This is a genomic window from Clostridium sp. 1001271B_151109_B4 (genome assembly GCF_015670405.1).
In the GTDB taxonomy this organism is placed as follows: Bacteria; Bacillota; Clostridia; order Clostridiales; family Clostridiaceae; genus Clostridium.
The window spans coordinates 23,156-40,212 of sequence record NZ_JADPBQ010000024.1; the positions used below are offsets into that span (position 1 = coordinate 23,156).

General features: G+C 30.2%; 17 protein-coding genes, 1 tRNA gene and 1 other annotated feature. Of the genes, 16 read left to right on the top strand and 2 right to left on the bottom strand.

Annotation, left to right across the window (positions count from 1 at the left end):
- Window positions 1-93: 93 nt before the first annotated feature.
- The 10 genes from rpsF to argS all read left to right on the top strand — a co-directional run bounded on the left by rpsF (window position 94) and on the right by argS (window position 10,474).
- Window positions 94-381, top strand: a complete 288-nt coding sequence (rpsF, locus tag I4V63_RS13690) for a 30S ribosomal protein S6 (RefSeq protein ID WP_196001813.1) — start codon at window positions 94-96, stop codon at window positions 379-381.
- Between the two features lie 13 nt (window positions 382-394).
- A complete protein-coding gene (gene ssb / locus I4V63_RS13695) occupies window positions 395-826 on the top strand; it encodes a single-stranded DNA-binding protein (RefSeq protein ID WP_196001799.1) in 432 nt (143 codons plus the stop codon).
- Between the two features lie 35 nt (window positions 827-861).
- The gene (gene rpsR, locus I4V63_RS13700) at window positions 862-1,107 is read left to right on the top strand and encodes a 30S ribosomal protein S18 (protein WP_196001800.1); all 246 of its coding nucleotides are present in this window, start codon (window positions 862-864) and stop codon (window positions 1,105-1,107) included.
- Between the two features lie 181 nt (window positions 1,108-1,288).
- The gene (locus I4V63_RS13705) at window positions 1,289-1,582 is read left to right on the top strand and encodes a MazG-like family protein (protein ID WP_196001814.1); all 294 of its coding nucleotides are present in this window, start codon (window positions 1,289-1,291) and stop codon (window positions 1,580-1,582) included.
- 21 nt (window positions 1,583-1,603) lie between these two features.
- Window positions 1,604-3,556 carry a DHH family phosphoesterase gene (locus I4V63_RS13710; RefSeq protein ID WP_196001801.1) on the top strand — a complete coding sequence of 651 codons (1,953 nt, stop codon included), beginning with the start codon at window positions 1,604-1,606 and terminating at the stop codon, window positions 3,554-3,556.
- Between the two features lie 24 nt (window positions 3,557-3,580).
- Window positions 3,581-4,027: a 50S ribosomal protein L9 gene (gene rplI, locus I4V63_RS13715; protein ID WP_042397251.1), complete on the top strand. Its 447-nt coding sequence runs from the start codon at window positions 3,581-3,583 to the stop codon at window positions 4,025-4,027.
- A 12-nt stretch (window positions 4,028-4,039) separates the two neighbouring features.
- Window positions 4,040-5,938: a Lon family ATP-dependent protease gene (gene lonC, locus I4V63_RS13720; RefSeq protein ID WP_196001802.1), complete on the top strand. Its 1,899-nt coding sequence runs from the start codon at window positions 4,040-4,042 to the stop codon at window positions 5,936-5,938.
- 160 nt (window positions 5,939-6,098) lie between these two features.
- On the top strand, window positions 6,099-7,436 hold the full coding sequence (locus I4V63_RS13725) for a replicative DNA helicase (protein WP_196001803.1): 1,338 nt from the start codon (window positions 6,099-6,101) through the stop codon (window positions 7,434-7,436).
- A gap of 101 nt (window positions 7,437-7,537) precedes the next feature.
- On the top strand, window positions 7,538-8,338 hold the full coding sequence (gene proC / locus I4V63_RS13730; protein WP_196001804.1) for a pyrroline-5-carboxylate reductase: 801 nt from the start codon (window positions 7,538-7,540) through the stop codon (window positions 8,336-8,338).
- Between the two features lie 102 nt (window positions 8,339-8,440).
- Window positions 8,441-8,664 (top strand) — a binding site (T-box leader).
- 52 nt (window positions 8,665-8,716) lie between these two features.
- On the top strand, window positions 8,717-10,474 hold the full coding sequence (gene argS, locus I4V63_RS13735; protein WP_196001805.1) for an arginine--tRNA ligase: 1,758 nt from the start codon (window positions 8,717-8,719) through the stop codon (window positions 10,472-10,474).
- Window positions 10,475-10,636: 162 nt separating this feature from the next.
- On the opposite strand, the gene I4V63_RS13740 is transcribed toward argS, so the two are convergent.
- A complete protein-coding gene (locus tag I4V63_RS13740; protein WP_196001806.1) occupies window positions 10,637-11,809 on the bottom strand; it encodes a malic enzyme-like NAD(P)-binding protein in 1,173 nt (390 codons plus the stop codon).
- Between the two features lie 174 nt (window positions 11,810-11,983).
- On the opposite strand from I4V63_RS13740, the gene I4V63_RS13745 reads away from it, so the two are divergent.
- The 4 genes from I4V63_RS13745 to I4V63_RS13760 all read left to right on the top strand — a co-directional run bounded on the left by I4V63_RS13745 (window position 11,984) and on the right by I4V63_RS13760 (window position 14,694).
- Entirely contained in the window at window positions 11,984-13,270 is a 1,287-nt protein-coding gene (locus I4V63_RS13745; RefSeq protein WP_196001807.1) for an adenylosuccinate synthase, read from the top strand.
- A 113-nt stretch (window positions 13,271-13,383) separates the two neighbouring features.
- Window positions 13,384-13,584, top strand: a complete 201-nt coding sequence (locus I4V63_RS13750) for a hypothetical protein (protein WP_196001808.1) — start codon at window positions 13,384-13,386, stop codon at window positions 13,582-13,584.
- A 78-nt stretch (window positions 13,585-13,662) separates the two neighbouring features.
- Window positions 13,663-13,845 carry a DUF1858 domain-containing protein gene (locus I4V63_RS13755; protein WP_042397278.1) on the top strand — a complete coding sequence of 61 codons (183 nt, stop codon included), beginning with the start codon at window positions 13,663-13,665 and terminating at the stop codon, window positions 13,843-13,845.
- Between the two features lie 81 nt (window positions 13,846-13,926).
- Entirely contained in the window at window positions 13,927-14,694 is a 768-nt protein-coding gene (locus tag I4V63_RS13760) for an acyl-ACP thioesterase domain-containing protein (RefSeq protein WP_196001809.1), read from the top strand.
- A 5-nt stretch (window positions 14,695-14,699) separates the two neighbouring features.
- Here I4V63_RS13760 and I4V63_RS13765 read toward each other — a convergent pair whose 3' ends face one another.
- On the bottom strand, window positions 14,700-15,953 hold the full coding sequence (locus tag I4V63_RS13765; RefSeq protein ID WP_196001810.1) for an NAD(P)/FAD-dependent oxidoreductase: 1,254 nt from the start codon (window positions 15,951-15,953) through the stop codon (window positions 14,700-14,702).
- A 258-nt stretch (window positions 15,954-16,211) separates the two neighbouring features.
- On the opposite strand from I4V63_RS13765, the gene I4V63_RS13770 reads away from it, so the two are divergent.
- Window positions 16,212-16,793 carry a hypothetical protein gene (locus tag I4V63_RS13770; RefSeq protein WP_196001811.1) on the top strand — a complete coding sequence of 194 codons (582 nt, stop codon included), beginning with the start codon at window positions 16,212-16,214 and terminating at the stop codon, window positions 16,791-16,793.
- Between the two features lie 125 nt (window positions 16,794-16,918).
- Window positions 16,919-16,993 (top strand) — tRNA-Glu (locus I4V63_RS13775).
- Window positions 16,994-17,057: the final 64 nt, after the last annotated feature.

Here is a 17,057-nt window from a genome sequence, read left to right on the forward strand (position 1 = left end):
TACTTGAAAAGTGTAACATAAAGTGATAAAATTTTTAATTGTAATCCCTGCTACAGTAAAATGTAGCCGTTAAGTCCAAAGGAGGTGAAAATGATGAGAAAGTACGAAACTATATTTATATTACACCCATCATTTGATGAAGAAGCTGTTAAGGCTAACATCGAAAAATTCCAAGGTGTTATAGAAAACGGTGGAGGAAAAGTTGAAAATGTTGATTTCTGGGGTAAGAGAAAACTTGCTTACGAAATAAACAAAGTTAGCGAAGGTTATTATACTTTAATTAACTTCGAAGCTGGTTCTGAATTACCAAAAGAATTAGACAGAGTTTTCAGAATTACTGATGGTGTTATAAGACACATAATCGTTAAAAACGAAGCGTAAGAGGTGTATTTGAATGAATAAAGTTATACTTATTGGTAGACTTACAAAAGACCCAGAATTAAGATATGCAGCTGGTAGCGGTACTGCAGTTTGCAGATTTACTGTAGCTATCAATAGACAATTTAAAAAAGATGAAACAGATTTTATAAATTGTGTAGCATTTGGAAAAACTGGCGAGACAATTACACAATATCTTACAAAGGGTAGGCAAATAGCTGTTACTGGAAGTATAAGAACAGGTAGTTATGATGCTCAAGATGGAACTAAGAGATACACAACTGATGTAGCTGTAGAAAGTTTCGAGTTCATAGGTTCAGGTTCAGGTGAAGGTAATAACAATTCTTACTCAAGAAATTCTGATACTACTTGGAATACTCCAAGTGAAAGCCCAGATATGGGATTTGGAGACATGACTCCAGTTGATGATGGAGATATGCCATTCTAAAAAAGTCTAATTATTTTAATAAGGAGGAAACAACCATGAGAGATATGAAAAGATCTGGTGGAAAGATGAGAAGATCTAAGAGAAAAGTATGTGCTTTCTGTGTAGATAAGGCAGAATCAATAGATTACAAAGATATCAACAAACTAAGAAAGTTTGTTACAGAAAGAGGCAAGATTCTTCCAAGAAGAATTTCTGGAACTTGCGCTAAACACCAAAGACAATTAACTGTTGCAATAAAGAAATCAAGAAACATAGCTTTATTACCATTCACAACTGAATAGTAATTAGTTTATTAGCCCCTGGGTTGTCAGGGGCTTTTATTTTTATATAAGAAAAAAATTACATAATTTGTAATAAACACCCCTATTTAGTTGCAATAATATAGAAAAATAATTAAAATATAAATACAAGGTATTGAATAGAGGTGAGAATTTAGTGAAGAAAAAAGAAGAATTGAATATTATGGCAAATATAAAAATAATAGAAGAGCTTAAAGCTAATTTATTATGTATTATAGGAGAATTCTTTTCATTATTAACGAGAGGAACGAATGTTGCAAAGGATTCTATATTAAATTGTATAGCAGGAGCTATTTTAATTTTATATGTTTTAGCTCAAAAATTGGGGTATAGTTGTAATGAAGTAGATGATGAATTAAGAAAAAAATTAAAATTAGGTATAGCGGAAGAACATGAATATGAAAAAGAAGGTAAAAGTTTAACAAAACTTCAAAATCATATCAAGGGACGTTATTAATATAAAATTTAGGAGGCTTTTATGAAACAAAAGCTCAAAATGTATAGGTCTTTATTAATAGCAATTATAGTTAGTATTTTTGCAATAATACTTTATTATTTTGGATATTTTTATATAGCTAGTATTATATTAATTATATATGTAGCATTTAAAGAATATTTAAATATTGATAAAGAACTAAACAATAATAAGTTTAATAATCTAACTGATAAGATTAAGCATAATATAAATGATAATATTTCTAATATGTCATATCCTATAGCTTTAATTGATAATGAGGGAAATATACTTTGGGCTAATAAAAGATTAAAAGAAGAATTAAATTTGTTAGATTTACAGGAGCAAAATATACTTAGTATAGGTAGAAATCTTGATTTACATAAGTTATTAAAGTGTGACAAAGATTTAAGCCAAAGAGTAAAGATAAAGGATTCTTTTTATAGTATATACGCTAACAATATAAGTGATGAAAATATTAAATATAATGAATCGAAATATTTAGTATATTTTAATGAGGTAAGTAATTTAAGAGATTTATATTCAACAAGAGAAAGCATAATGTTAATTGAGGTAGATAATTTATCAGAAGCATTAGAGCGAACTGATGAAGCAAATAGGCCTATGTTAGCGGCTGAAGTTGAGAAGGAAATAAATTCTTATAGTAAAAAATTAAAAGCTATGATTGTTAAGTATGAATATAATAAGTATTGTTTATCAGTGCAAGATAAATATATAAATGATGAAATTAATTGTAAGTTTAATATTTTAGATAAGATTTCGAGTATAGATAGAGGTAATAAGTTAGAAGTTACTTTAAGTATTGGAATTGGTAGAGGTGGAGATAATCCTCAGGAAAATTATAACAACGCAATGACAGCACGAGAATTGGCATTAGGTAGGGGTGGAGATCAAGTAGTTATTAAAAATAATGAAAAAATAAGCTTCTTTGGGGGAAATACTCGTGAATTAGAAAAAAGAACTAGAGTAAGAGCAAGAGTAATTGCGCAAGCTGTAAGAGAGCTAATATTTGAAAGCAGTAATATATTCATTATTGGTCATAAAAACCCCGATATGGATTCGTTAGGCGCATCTGTTGGGCTATGGTCAGCTATAAGACAGCTAGGTAAGAATTGCAATATTATAATTGATAATGATACTACTGCAATTGATTATTATATGACAAAGCTTAAAAAGGATGATAAATATGATAATTTATTTATATCTAGTGACGAAGCAGAAAAAAATATTAATGAAAAAACGTTATTAATTATAGTAGATGTGCATAATAAAGGATACGTGAATAATATAGGTATTACTGAAAAGATTAGTAGAAAGATAATTATAGATCATCATAGAAGAAGTCCTGACATAATAGAGGGAGCATTATTAAATTATATAGAAGTATATGCATCGTCTACTTCAGAAATGGTAACAGAATTAATTCAATATATGCTACAAAAGCCAAGAATACCTAAGATAGTAGCAGAAGGACTTTTAGGTGGAATTTTTATGGATACAAAAGGATTCCAATTTAAATCAGGGGTTAGAACCTTCGATGCAGCTGCATTTTTAAGATCATTAGGTGCAGATACTATTGAGGTTAAAAAAATGTTTACCGATAGTTTAGAGGACTACTTACTTATATCGGACACTATAAAAAGCGCAGAAGTTCATGAAAATTTAGCTATTGCAGTTTGCCCTGAAAGCGTAAATAATACTGTTATAGTAGCAAGAGCTGCAGATGAATTATTGGGAATATCAGGAATAGATGTATGTTTTGTTTTATGTAAAATAAATGATTCAATTAATATTAGTGGAAGATCTACTGGGGAAGTTAATGTTCAAGTTATATTAGAAGAACTTGGCGGAGGAGGCCATATGAATATGGCTGGCGCTAAAGTAGAAGGTACAATAGAAGAAGCAGTTAATGTGTTGAAAGAGGCAATTAATAAGCATTTAGAGCTTAAGGAATAAAACATTAAAGGATAGGTGTATAAAATGAAAGTAATTTTACTACAAGATGTTAAAAAAATGGGTAAAAAAGGTGATGTTATAGAAGCATCAGATGGATATGCAAGAAATTATTTATTTCCAAGGAAATTAGCAGAAGAAGCAACTGCAAATGCATTACATGTTGTAAATGCTAAGAAAGAAAATGAAAGAAAGAAAAAACTTGCTGAATTAGAAGCAGCTCAAAAATTAGCGGCCGAATTAAAAGGTAAGGAAGTTACTATAAATGCTAAAGCTGGAGATAACGGCAGATTATTTGGAGCAATAACTAACAAGGATGTGGCTGAAGTAATAAATAGCCAATTCAATTTATCAATAGATAAAAAGAAGATTGTTGTAAATACTATAAAGGTTGCAGGAACATACGAAGTTGAAGTTAAACTATACCCAGAAGTATCTACAAAAATGAAAGTTAATATTGTTCCGAAACAATAAGGAGGATTAACATTGGATTTATATAACAAAGAAGCAAGGTTAGAAGATCTTTTAGAAGAAAACTTGCCAATAGAAGTAAAGGTTAATGTACTATTTGATGTACTTAAAAATGTTTTAGATGAAGGTGCAATTAGAGCTAGAACTATAAGATTTAAGTTACAGAAGTATGTTAATTCAACAAATATAAATGAAAGAGTATATGCATTAGATGTTATAGCATCTGATGGAAATGGAGCTAAGGTTGTACCTTCTGATGAAGAATTAGAAAAGTCTTTAGAAGATATTGTTTATTGGATATCAGAAAATATAGCCAAGAAATATGTGCAAAATAAAATAGAAGCTGATGTTGAAAAAGCTTTAGTCGAAAGACAAGATAAGTTTATGGATGAACTTAGAGTTTCTATAATAAAGAAGCAAAAGGGAAAAGAGAATACTAAAACTACAGCTAAGTTAGAGAGATTAGAAAAGTTAGATGCAAAGCATATTAATAAAAATGTTATGTCACTTTTAAGACCTGAAAACTTTGAAGAAGTAGTAGGGCAAGAGAGAGCTGTAAGATCATTAATTTCAAAAATGTCTTCACCATATCCTCAGCACATAATTCTTTATGGGCCACCAGGGGTTGGTAAAACTTCTGCTGCAAGGCTTGCATTAGAAGCTGCTAAGAATTTAAAGTTTACTCCATTTGATGAAGATTCAAAATTTGTTGAAGTTGATGGAACTACATTAAGATGGGATCCAAGAGAAATAACAAATCCTTTATTAGGATCTGTACATGATCCTATTTATCAAGGAAGTAAAAGAGATTTAGCTGAAGTAGGTGTTCCAGAGCCAAAGACTGGATTAGTTACTGAGGCACATGGAGGGGTATTATTCATTGATGAAATTGGTGAATTAGATGAAATACTTCAAAATAAATTATTAAAGGTTTTAGAAGATAAGAGAGTTGAGTTTTCATCTTCTTACTATGATCCAGATGATGAAAATATTCCTGAATATATAAGATATTTATTTGATAAGGGAGCACCTGCTGATTTTGTATTAATTGGTGCAACTACAAAAGATCCAAGTCAAATAAATCCTGCTTTAAGATCAAGATGTACAGAGGTTTATTTTGAACCTTTATCATCTAAAGATATTGAAGGAATAGTGAATAATGCATCTGAAAAGCTAAATGTAAAGCTTGAAGATGGCGTTGCTAGACTAATTAGTCAATATACTATTGAAGGTAGAAAAGCTGTAAATATATTAGCTGATGCATATGGATATTCTTTATTTAATCAAAATGGAGAAGAGTCAAAAAATGAAATAACATTAAAAGATGTTGAAGAAGTTATTTCAATTGGAAGATATTCGCCATTTGAAAGAATAGATAATTTAGATAAAGGTGAAATAGGGCATGTATATGGATTAGGCGTAAGTGGGTTCTTAGGTTCTACAATAGAAATAGAATCAACTGTGTTCCCAGCTAAGAAAAAGGGGCATGGAACTATCAAATTTAATGATACGGCAGGTTCTATGGCTAAGGATTCTGTATTTAATGCTGCATCAGTAATAAGAAAGATAACTAATATGGATATTAATGATTATGATATTCATGTAAATGTAATTGGTGGAGGAAAGATTGACGGACCTTCAGCTGGAGCGGCTATTACAGTTTGTATAATAAGTGCTCTTACAGAGAGACCTATTCGTCAAGACATTGCTATCACTGGAGAAATTTCTTTAAGAGGAAATGTAAAACCAGTTGGCGGTATATTTGAAAAGATATATGGTGCTAGAAGAAAGGGAATTAAACTTGTTGCTATCCCTAAGGATAATGAAAAGGAAGTTCCTCTAGGACTTGAGGATATAGAAGTTAAATCTATAAATCATATAGAGGAACTTATGGAGATAGTATTTGAGAAGTAATGTAGATTAAGCTTCCTATAGTGGGAAGCTTAATTTTATTATGTGAAGAAATATATTTATTATTCAAATTGCTACTAAAATTAACTTTTTGTATAATAAGTTTATAATAAATAAAAAGTAATTAAATTTATCTAATTACAAATTTGGAGGTAGGTTGCTTATGGAATCACCTATGATGAGAAGTTTACCGCAAAGTATTGAGGCAGAACAATCTGTTATAGGAGCAATGATAATAGATAAAAGTGCCATTGCTCAAGTTTTAGAAAAGCTTAATGAAGATGATTTCTATAGGGATGGTCATAAGGCTATATATAAAGCTATTAAAGAAATGTATGCTAAAGATATGGCTGTAGACTTAGTTACTATATTGGAGTATTTAAAAACTACTGATATGCTTGATAAAGCAGGGGGAGTTACATATATATCTGAGTTAAGTGCATCTGTACCAACAACAGCTAACTTAAGCTCATATATAAAGATAGTAGAAGAAAAATCTACATTAAGAAGGTTAATAAAAGCTTCAACATCTATTATTGAAGAAAGTTACAATAATGGAGGAGATGTAGAAAAGGTAATTGATTTAGCTCAAAAAAAGGTTTTTGATATAGCTGAAAAGAAGGACTCTAAAGAATATGAATCACTTTCAAATGTTCTTGAAAGAGGATTTTTAGAAATAGAAAGATTATTTAATAATAGAGGAGCAATAACAGGTGTTGGATCTGGAATAAAGGATTTGGATGCAAAAACATCTGGATTCCAAAAGGGGGATATGGTTCTAATTGCAGCTAGACCATCTATGGGAAAAACCACATTCTCTTTAAATATTGCGGAAAATGCAGCATTAAAAGAAGGTAAAAGTGTAGTAATATTCTCACTGGAAATGTCTAAGGAGCAATTAGCATATAAGTTATTATGTTCTCAGGCAAATGTTGATATGTTAAAGCTTAGAACAGGTAATTTAGAAGATGACGATTGGGAGAGAATAGCAAGGGCAACAGGGCCTTTAGCCAGTGCAAGAATTTATATTGATGATACTGCTGGTATAAGTGTTATGGATATGAGGTCTAAATGCAGAAAGATAAAGATGGAACATGGAATTGATATGATTCTTATTGACTATTTACAGCTTATGTCTGGTAGTGCTGGTAGTGATAATAGACAACAAGAAGTATCTGAAATTTCAAGATCTATTAAAGCATTAGCAAAGGAAATGGAATGTCCAGTAATAGCATTATCTCAGTTATCTCGTGCTCCAGAGCAAAGAGCCGATCATAGACCAATGCTATCTGACTTAAGAGAATCTGGATCAATTGAGCAGGACGCCGATGTTGTTATGTTCTTATATAGAGATGAATACTATAATAAAGAAACTGAAGAAAAGGGTATTGGTGAATGTATTATAGCTAAGCAAAGAAACGGCCCAGTTGGAACTGTTAAGATGGCATGGATTGGTGCTCACTCTAAGTTCGCTGATTTAGAGTTAGTACACAAAGAATAGCGTTAGTAGTTTTAATATAGTTAGTAGTTTAGTAATAAATTCAGATTAGAACTAAAGCTACTAACTCAAAACTATTAACTAAAATAAGGGTGGGGTGTTGTATGAATAGAAAAATTGGATTTATAGGTTGTGGAAACATGGGTAAGGCTATGTTAGGGTCTTTAGTTAAGGCTGATAATATTATTAATGATAATATTATAGTTTCTACAAAAAGTAAGGCATCTGCAGAAAAAATTAATCAGGAATATGGTGTAAAATCAACTACTGATAATAAGGAAGTTGCTAGTGAAGTTGATGTGCTATTTTTGGCTGTTAAGCCGTATTTCTTTAAAGAAGTTATTGAAGAGATAAAAGATTTAATTAAGGATGAGGTAATTATTATTTCAATTGCTGCAGGGGTTACAATAAATCAAATTGAAGAATGGTTTGGCAAAGAAATTAAAATAGTTAGAACAATGCCAAATACACCAGCTTTAGTTGGTGAAGGTATGTCTGCTATTTGCCCAAATTTAAATATAACAGAAAATGAATTGAATTATGTAGGTAGTTTATACAATTTATTTGGTAAATATGAAGTGCTTGAAGAAAAGGATTTTCATGCCTTTATTGCATTATGTGGTTCTTCACCAGCTTATGTATTTATGTTTATTGAAGCAATGGCTGATGCAGGAGTTAAGCTTGGATTACCTAGAACAAAGGCTTATAAATTAGCAGAACAGGCGATTTTAGGTTCAGCAAAATTAGCCTTAGAAACAGGAAAGCATCCAGGAGTACTTAAAGATGAGGTTTGCTCACCAAGCGGAACTACTATTGAAGCTGTAATAGATCTTGAAAAGAATGGATTTAGAAATACTGTAATAAGTGCAGTTGAAAAGTGTGCAGACAAATCTAGAAACATGTAATGAATTTATTATTTGAAAAATTTATTGTGGAAATGTATTAATTAAACATATATAATATTAAATAATGAATAAATTTTTATTATAATGAAATAATTAAGAATATAAAATTCTATGAAAAGAAGAGTACTTATTCAGGTGTATTTTACAGCGAGTAGGGATAGAGTGTAAGCCCTATAAAATATAGAATAAGGAAGAGGAACTTGGAGAAGCTGCTTGAGTATAAGTTAATACTATATGAGGGTAAGCCGTTAACTGCGTTAAAGTTTTGAGTGAACTAAATTTTTTAGTTAAATTGAGTGGTACCACGGAAATATTCCGTCTCTTTGTATGAAAAGAGGCGGATTTTTTATATTTTTAAGACAATAAGGAGGTAAAGTTATGAAAATATTTATTGAAAAAATAAATGATGTAGTTAAAAGTGCTTTTGAAGAACTTGGATATGAAAGAGAAACAGGTAGGGTAAATGTATCTAATAGACCTGACCTATGTCAATATCAATGTAATGGGGCTTTAGCAAATGCTAAAAAGCATAAAAAAGCACCAATGATAATAGCGCAAGAGGTTGTTGAAAAATTAAATGATAATAAGATGTTTTCAAAATTAGAAGCTGTAGCACCAGGATTTATTAACATGAATATTAATGATGAATTCTTAATAGATTATGTTAATGAAATGAAAAAAGATGAAAACTATGGTGTTTCAAAAACTACAGAAGTAAAAAAGATTGTTGTTGATTACGGTGGAGCTAATGTTGCTAAGCCTTTACATATAGGGCATTTAAGATCAGCAATAATAGGTGAAAGTATAAAGAGAATTGCTAAATTTTTAGGTCATGATGTTGTTGGTGATGTTCATTTAGGAGACTGGGGTCTTCAAATGGGAATGGTAATATCAGAAGTTGAAAGAAGAAATCCTTCTTTACCATATTTTGATGCAAACTTTACTGGAGAATATCCTGTAGAAGCACCATTTACAATCGATGAACTAGAAGATATATATCCATATGCAAGTAAGCTAGCTAAGAGTGATGAAAAAGTAATGGAAGCTGCAAAGCAAGCTACTGTTGAACTTCAACAAGGTAGAAGAGGGTATGTGGCTTTATGGAAGCATATATTAAATGTTTCAGTTGCTGATTTAAAGAAAAACTATGGAGCATTAGATGTAAGCTTCGAATTATGGAATGGTGAAAGTGATGCACAAAAATTAATTCCAGCAATGATAGAAGAATTAAAGCAAAAAGGATTTGCTAAGGAAAGTGAAGGAGCTTTAGTATTTGATGTAAGTGAAGAAACTGATAAGAGTCCAGTTCCACCACTATTATTATTAAAATCAGATGGAGCATCTTTATATGGAACTACTGACTTAGCTACAGTTGTAGAAAGAGTTAGAGATATGAAGGCTGATGAAATAATATACTTAGCAGATAAGAGACAAGGACTTCACTATGAACAATTCTTTAGAGCTGCTAAAAAATCAGGAATAGCTAATGAGAATACTGTTTTAGATTTCATAGGATTTGGTACTATGAATGGAAAAGATGGTAAGCCATTTAAGACTCGTGAAGGTGGAGTAATGAGACTTGCTGACTTAATAAGCATGATTAAAGAGGCTGGTAAAGAAAAACTTAAGGATAATAAAAATATAGCAGAAGAAGACGTTGAAGAAATATCTTCAAAAGTAGGATTAGCTGCATTAAAATATGGAGATTTATCAAATCAAGCATCTAAGGACTATGTATTTGATATAGATAGATTTGCTTCATTTGAAGGAAATACTGGACCATATATTTTATATACAATAGTAAGAATTAAATCTATATTAAATAAAGCAGAAGGCTTTAATGCAGAAAATAGCATTTTAGTACCTCAAAGCGAATCAGAAAGAGCTTTAATGCTTCAATTAGCTAAATTTAATGAAGTTATAGAGTTAAGCTTTAGAGATAGAGCTCCTCATAAGATATGTGAATTTATCTATGAGCTATCTAATAACTTTAATAAGTTCTATAATGATACAAGAATATTATCTGAAGAAGATGAAGCTAAAAAATTATCTTGGTTAAGCTTAATAAATCTTGTTAAAGATGTTTTAGAACAAGGCCTAGAGCTACTAGGAATGGAAAGTGTAGAAAGAATGTAGTTAGGATACTAACGTGAAATTAGCTAGATTATCAATAGGTGATAAAGATAGTTTTACTGTATAGGTCAATCAGAATAAATAGAAAAAACAAATGTTGTATTCAAGATGAGATTTCATTAATTCTCGGAAATATAACATTTGTTTTTTCGTTATTACTATGATTTATATAGTTGCAGCTCCACTTTTTATAGCAGCATCTTTAACTGCTTCAGCAACTCTTTTTTGAACTTCTAAATTAAAAGCTTTAGGGATAATATAATTTGGATTAAGTTCTTCATCAGAAACGGAATTAGCAATTGCATGAGCAGCAGCTATTTTCATTTCTTCATTAATTTCAGTAGCTCTAACATCTAAAGCACCTCTGAATATTCCAGGGAAGGCTAATACATTATTAATTTGGTTAGGGAAATCAGAACGTCCTGTACCAATTACTTTAGCGCCTGCTTCTTTAGCATCTTCAGGGAAGATTTCTGGTGTAGGATTAGCCATAGCAAATAAAATAGCATCAGTATTCATTGAAGAAACCATTTCTTTTGATACTATATTAGGAGCAGAAACACCTATGAATACATCAGCATTCTGAATAACATCTTTTAATGTTCCAGATTCATTATTTGGATTTGTTATATTAGAAAGCTCAGTAAAGTAGCTGTTTGTATAATCAGTATCTCTGTTTAAAGCTCCATCTCTATCACATACGATTATATTTTTTGCTCCATAAGATAGTAAAAGTTTAGTTATAGCAGTACCAGCAGAACCAGCTCCATTAACAACTATTTTTAAATCTCCTATATTTTTATTAACTATTTTTAATGCATTTATTAATCCAGATAAAACAATAATAGCTGTTCCATGTTGATCATCGTGGAAAACAGGTATATTTAATCTTTCTTTTAGCTTCTTTTCAATTTCAAAACATCTAGGTGCAGATATATCTTCTAAATTTATTCCACCTAAAGTAGGAGCAATTCTAACTACTGTTTCAACAATTTCATCAACTTCTTTTGTATCTAAAACTATAGGAAAAGCATCAACGTCGGCAAATTCCTTGAATAATATAGATTTACCTTCCATAACAGGTAACGAAGCTAATGGTCCAATATCACCAAGCCCTAGAACTGCAGTACCATCGGAAATAACAGCAACTGTGTTCCACTTTCTAGTGTATAGATGGGCTGTTGATGGATCCTTATGTATTTCTTTACAAGGTTCAGCAACACCTGGAGTATAAGCAAGAGATAAATCTTTTTCATTTCTTACTTTCACTCTTGAAGATATTTCCAACTTACCTTTTAATTCTTTGTGAAACTTTAATGATTCTTCATAAATATTCATAATAAGACTCCTTTTAAAATATACTTATAACATTATTATACGAATTATAGAATTATAAAGCAAAAAAATATTCGTAGAAATGTTGAAATTTTGCAATTACTTTGATACCATGATATATAGGATTATAATGCAATATAATCTATTTAGTAAGTCTTAAAAGGAGGCAATGTATAAATGTCAGCATTTATTGTTTTAGGAGCTCAATGGGGAGATGAAGGTAAAGGGAAAATGACAGACTACCTAGCTGAAGAGGCAAATGTAGTTGTTAGATATCAAGGTGGTAACAATGCAGGTCATACAGTAGAGGTTGGAGATAAGCAATATAAACTTCACTTAATACCATCAGGTATATTACACGATGAAAAGCTTAATGTAATAGGAAATGGTGTAGTTGTAGATCCTATAGCTTTCTTTTCAGAAATTGATTATTTGAAAGAAGAGGGAGTTAAAGTAACTCCAGAAAAGTTAATAGTAAGTGATAGAGCACACATAATTATGCCGTATCATAAGGTATTAGACAAATTAAAAGAAAAAGCAAGAGGAAAAAATGATATCGGAACTACTGGTAAAGGAATTGGACCTTGCTATACAGATAAGTTTGAAAGATGTGGTATAAGAGTTTGTGATCTTATAGATAAAGAAGTATTTAAAGAAAAGCTTAAAGAAAACATCGAAATGAAGAATAAATATATAGTTAATGTTCTTGGTGGAGAAGCGCTAAACTTTGAAGAAATATATGAAGAGTATTCTAAATATGGTGAAAAATTAAAGCCATTTGTAAAAGATACATCAGTAAGAGTTTATAACGAAATTAAAGATGATAAAACAGTTTTATTTGAAGGCGCACAAGGAATGTTATTAGACATTGACTATGGTACATATCCATATGTAACATCATCAAACACTACTGCAGGGGGAGTATCTAATGGTGTTGGTATAGGACCAAATATGATTACTAATGCTGTAGGTATAGCTAAGGCTTATACAACAAGAGTTGGTAAAGGACCTTTCCCAACAGAATTAGAAAATGAAACTGGTGAATGGATTAGAGAAAAAGGACACGAGTATGGAGTAACTACAGGTAGATCAAGAAGATGTGGTTGGCTTGATATAGTTATTTTAAAGACTTCAGTTAGAGTAAGTGGATTAACTTCATTAGCAGTAACAAAGATAGATACATTAGCTGGATTAGAAAAGGTTATGATGTGTGTAGGATATAAGTTTAATGATGAAGTTATTGATTACTTCCCAGCTAGCTTAGAAGATTTAGCAAAATGTGAACCTATTTATGAAGAATTTGATGGATGGGATGAAAGTGTAGCAGAAGCTAGAAGCTATGAAGAATTACATCCAAATGCAAGAAAGTACTTAGAAAGAATAGAAGAATTAACAGACACTAGAATTTCTATAGTATCAGTAGGGCCAAGAAGAGATCAAACAATGAGAGTAAAACCATTATAATTGGTTAACGTGAAAGAACTATATTAACTTTTAATATAGTTCTTTTTTTCTTGAATAATATTCATTATCTAAGAGAAGAATACTAATAAGTCTAATTTTAAGAGGTGAATATTATGATTGATCAATATACAACTTTAAGTGATATAATGTGTGAAAATCCCGTTGCTGCAAATATTTTAATGAGTTATGGAATTCCTACATATGCTATTACAGAAAATCAATTTTCTACTTTATCAGATGTTGCTACAAAGTATGGGATAGATATTAATTCTGTTGTAAATCAAATCAATAGTGGACTGACTAGTTTATATTAAAGATATATTTGAAAATTATATTTATTTCATATAAAATAGTTTTAGTAGCTATTTTATAAAAGAGGATAGGTGATATCTATGATAACTAAAGATATGACAATTGGTGAAGTGATTAAAATAAATGAAAGTAAGGCTGAAGTTTTAATGAGTTTTGGAATGGGATGCGTTGGGTGTCCATCAGCTCAAGCAGAAACAATTGAAGAAGCAGCTTATGTTCATGGAATAAAGCTAGAGGAATTGTTAGAAGCTTTAAATAAATAATAGTATAAAAGAACCCATTTAAGATGGGTTCTTTTTAGATAAAACTTTTATTTTTTATGATTTAATAAAGGCGGGTGTAAAATGGGAATAAAAACAGAAAAAGAATATGAAATTCATTATTATGAAGTAAACTATAAATTAGATTGTAAAATGTCATCCATAATTAATTATTTTTGTGATATAGGAACAGTTCAATCAGAGGGCTTAGGTGTTGGAATTGATTATTTAACAGAGAGAAGACTAGCCTGGGTTTTTTATAGATATGATATAAGTGTAAAAAGATATCCTAAGTTTGGCGAAAAAATTAAGGTAATTACTAAGGCTAAAAGTTTTAAAAAGTTTTATGCTTCAAGAGCATATGAAATATATGATGAAAATAATGAAAAAATAGTTGATGGAGAAGGAATTTTCTTATTAATTAATATAGATAAAAGAAGAGCTGTAAGAATACCTGATGACCAGTATGTTGCATATGGGGTAGATTTGAATGAAAAATCAGATATTAAAATTGAAAGGTTAGAAAAAGTACAGCAATCAACTAATAAAGAGTTCTTTAAGGTTAGATATGGAGATATAGATTCAAATATGCATGTAAATAACGTTAAATATGTTGAATGGGCAGTTGAATCACTTCCTTTAGAAATTGTATTGAATTATGAATTAAGGGATCTTAGTGTGGTTTTTGAAAAAGAATGCAAATATGGATCTGAAATAATAGCATCATATGAATTAAGAGAAGATGAATTAAGAGAAGAGAATGATGAATTAATAATATTACACAAAATAGAAAATGCAGAAGGTACAGAACTTTCAATACTAAAAAGTAAATGGATAAAATTAAAAAACTAAACTGCTTAGCAGTTTAGTTTTTTTTGTGCAATTGATTGTGCAACAGTATAGCCAGAGCTCCAAGCCCATTGTAAGTTAAATCCACCACAATCACCGTGAACATCTAAGATTTCACCACAAAAGTAAAGATTTGAAACAAGTTTAGATTCTAAAGTAGTATAATTAATATCTGTGGTATTAACTCCTCCAACAGTAACTTGAGCTTGATTAAAGTCGTTAGTACCAGTACAAGTAAATTTCCAACCTTTTAATGTGCTAATTAACCTTTTCTTTTCTTGCCACGAAAGTTCATAGCAAGGTATTTGAAGGTTCATAATTCCACACTCTTTTAGTAATACAGGAATTAATTTTTTATTAACTACACCAATTAATGCATTGATTACTGGTCTGTGAGCAATTAATGCAAAATGGCATTCTATAAAGTCTTCTAATTCTTCTGTTGTATAACTAGGCATTAAATCTACTAAAACTTCAGTTTTATTTTTATTAAATATATTCTGAGAGGCTAAAGCTGAAATTTGAAGTATAGGTGGCCCTGATATTCCATAGTCAGTAAATAATATTTCACCAAAATCCTTTTTTATAGGTTCATCATTAACTAAAAGAGTTGCATATCCATCAAACTTTATTCCTGATAATGCTTTTAAGTGATTATAATCTAGCTTTAATTGCACTATTCCAGGCACTAATGAAGTGATTGAATGTCCAAGAGATTTTGCTAGTTTATATCCACTACCATCGGATCCAGTCTTTGGAGCAGTTTTTCCTCCGCAAGCTAAAACAACGTTGTTAGCTGTGAATAATTTATATTCTTCATTGCTTGTGGATAACTTAAAAGATTTATCCTTGTGGATATCTTTTATTTTGCAGCCTGTGTATAAAGGTATATTTCTATCTTCTAGTGACATTTTTAAAATATCCACAACGGAAGAAGCTTGTAAGGATTGTGGATAAAGTTTTCCACTAGGAAGGGCAACAATAGGAAGCCCTAAAGATAAGAAAAAGTTTTTTGTATCTTCAAGTGATAATTTTTCTAAAGCACAAAATTGAAAGTCTAAATTAGAGCTATGGTAGTTAGTAAATGGTGGTTTAATACAATTATTAGATATATTACATCTACCATTACCGGTAGTTAAAATCTTTTTACCGATTCTATCAGTTCCTTCAACTATAGCCACATCTATTCCAAAATCTTTAGCAGTAATAGCAGCGATTAATCCAGAAGCTCCACCGCCAACAATTATTAAATCATGATGCAATTAAAACACCCCTTTCGATTAGTTTGGAGTTAGTAGATTAGAAGTTAGGAGTTAATGAATAAATTCAGTATGGCTGAATTTTAAAAAATGTATTTTTTAGAAACTTCATAGAAGTTTAATCATTAAACTACTAACTCAAAACTACTAATTACTAACTATATTAATGTTTTGTATTATGTTCTGCAATAATAATTATGTAATTGTAGAATAATAATAAATCAATAAATTTTAGGAATACTAAAAATAGAGGTGAAGTTAATGAAAGTTAAGATAATAAATTCTAATTTAGAAGATTATGATAAAGAATTTAAATTAAGAAGAATGAACTATGAGCAAGTAGTAGTTAATTATCCAGGAAGTTCAGGGATAAAGGTTTTTAATAAAGATTCAGTTGAGTTTATTACTGAGAATGAACTAGATGAGTTTCTAATTAAATATGGTGACTTTTTAAAAATTAAATTAAATAGAGGAATTTCAGTTACTTTATATAAAGCTATTTTAGATACTATAGAAGAGGAATTTGAAGTTGAATTTAAAAACCTTAATTTGTTACGTGATAAATATATTATTAATAAAAGAGGAATTTGGGAAAAAGAAATTTTATGTGTCATCAATGAAACTATACCTTTAAAAATTATGGCAAGTGGCCAAAATTTTAAAAAAAGTGGTTTTAATATAAAAGTAGAAGAATTGAATAAAGAAGAATTTTTTGAAATTTGTTCTTTTGAAATAAAAAAAATAAGTAAAGAAATTAAAGAAAAAGAAGATATTTTAGCGAGATATGGTATGGCAATAGAAAAAATTAAAAAGCCTGAAAAGCAAGTAAAAATGCTGGTTTAAGGGAAAATAAAAATACATAATAAAAAATATATAAAAAAAATTTAAAAAAAGTGTTGACACTATATATATTTTTAGGTATTATAGGTAATGTGCTCGGGAGAGCGCAGCAAAACAAAAGAAACCTAGGCCCCTTGGTCAAGCGGTCAAGACACCACCCTTTCACGGTGGTAACAGGGGTTCGATTCCCCTAGGGGTCACCATTATATTACGGAAGCATAGCTCAGCTGGGAGAGCATCTGCCTTACAAGCAGAGGGTCACAGGTT

What these genes read in the sequence shown, in the direction of transcription:
- rpsF (WP_196001813.1), top strand. Translation starts at nt 94, where the DNA reads ATGAGAAAGTACGAAACTATATTTATATTACACCCATCATTTGATGAA.
- ssb (WP_196001799.1), top strand. Translation starts at nt 395, where the DNA reads ATGAATAAAGTTATACTTATTGGTAGACTTACAAAAGACCCAGAATTA.
- rpsR (WP_196001800.1), top strand. Translation starts at nt 862, where the DNA reads ATGAGAGATATGAAAAGATCTGGTGGAAAGATGAGAAGATCTAAGAGA.
- I4V63_RS13705 (WP_196001814.1), top strand. Translation starts at nt 1,289, where the DNA reads ATGGCAAATATAAAAATAATAGAAGAGCTTAAAGCTAATTTATTATGT.
- I4V63_RS13710 (WP_196001801.1), top strand. Translation starts at nt 1,604, where the DNA reads ATGAAACAAAAGCTCAAAATGTATAGGTCTTTATTAATAGCAATTATA.
- rplI (WP_042397251.1), top strand. Translation starts at nt 3,581, where the DNA reads ATGAAAGTAATTTTACTACAAGATGTTAAAAAAATGGGTAAAAAAGGT.
- I4V63_RS13725 (WP_196001803.1), top strand. Translation starts at nt 6,099, where the DNA reads ATGGAATCACCTATGATGAGAAGTTTACCGCAAAGTATTGAGGCAGAA.
- proC (WP_196001804.1), top strand. Translation starts at nt 7,538, where the DNA reads ATGAATAGAAAAATTGGATTTATAGGTTGTGGAAACATGGGTAAGGCT.
- argS (WP_196001805.1), top strand. Translation starts at nt 8,717, where the DNA reads ATGAAAATATTTATTGAAAAAATAAATGATGTAGTTAAAAGTGCTTTT.
- I4V63_RS13740 (WP_196001806.1), bottom strand. Translation starts at nt 11,809, where the DNA reads ATGAATATTTATGAAGAATCATTAAAGTTTCACAAAGAATTAAAAGGT.
- I4V63_RS13745 (WP_196001807.1), top strand. Translation starts at nt 11,984, where the DNA reads ATGTCAGCATTTATTGTTTTAGGAGCTCAATGGGGAGATGAAGGTAAA.
- I4V63_RS13750 (WP_196001808.1), top strand. Translation starts at nt 13,384, where the DNA reads ATGATTGATCAATATACAACTTTAAGTGATATAATGTGTGAAAATCCC.
- I4V63_RS13755 (WP_042397278.1), top strand. Translation starts at nt 13,663, where the DNA reads ATGATAACTAAAGATATGACAATTGGTGAAGTGATTAAAATAAATGAA.
- I4V63_RS13760 (WP_196001809.1), top strand. Translation starts at nt 13,927, where the DNA reads ATGGGAATAAAAACAGAAAAAGAATATGAAATTCATTATTATGAAGTA.
- I4V63_RS13770 (WP_196001811.1), top strand. Translation starts at nt 16,212, where the DNA reads ATGAAAGTTAAGATAATAAATTCTAATTTAGAAGATTATGATAAAGAA.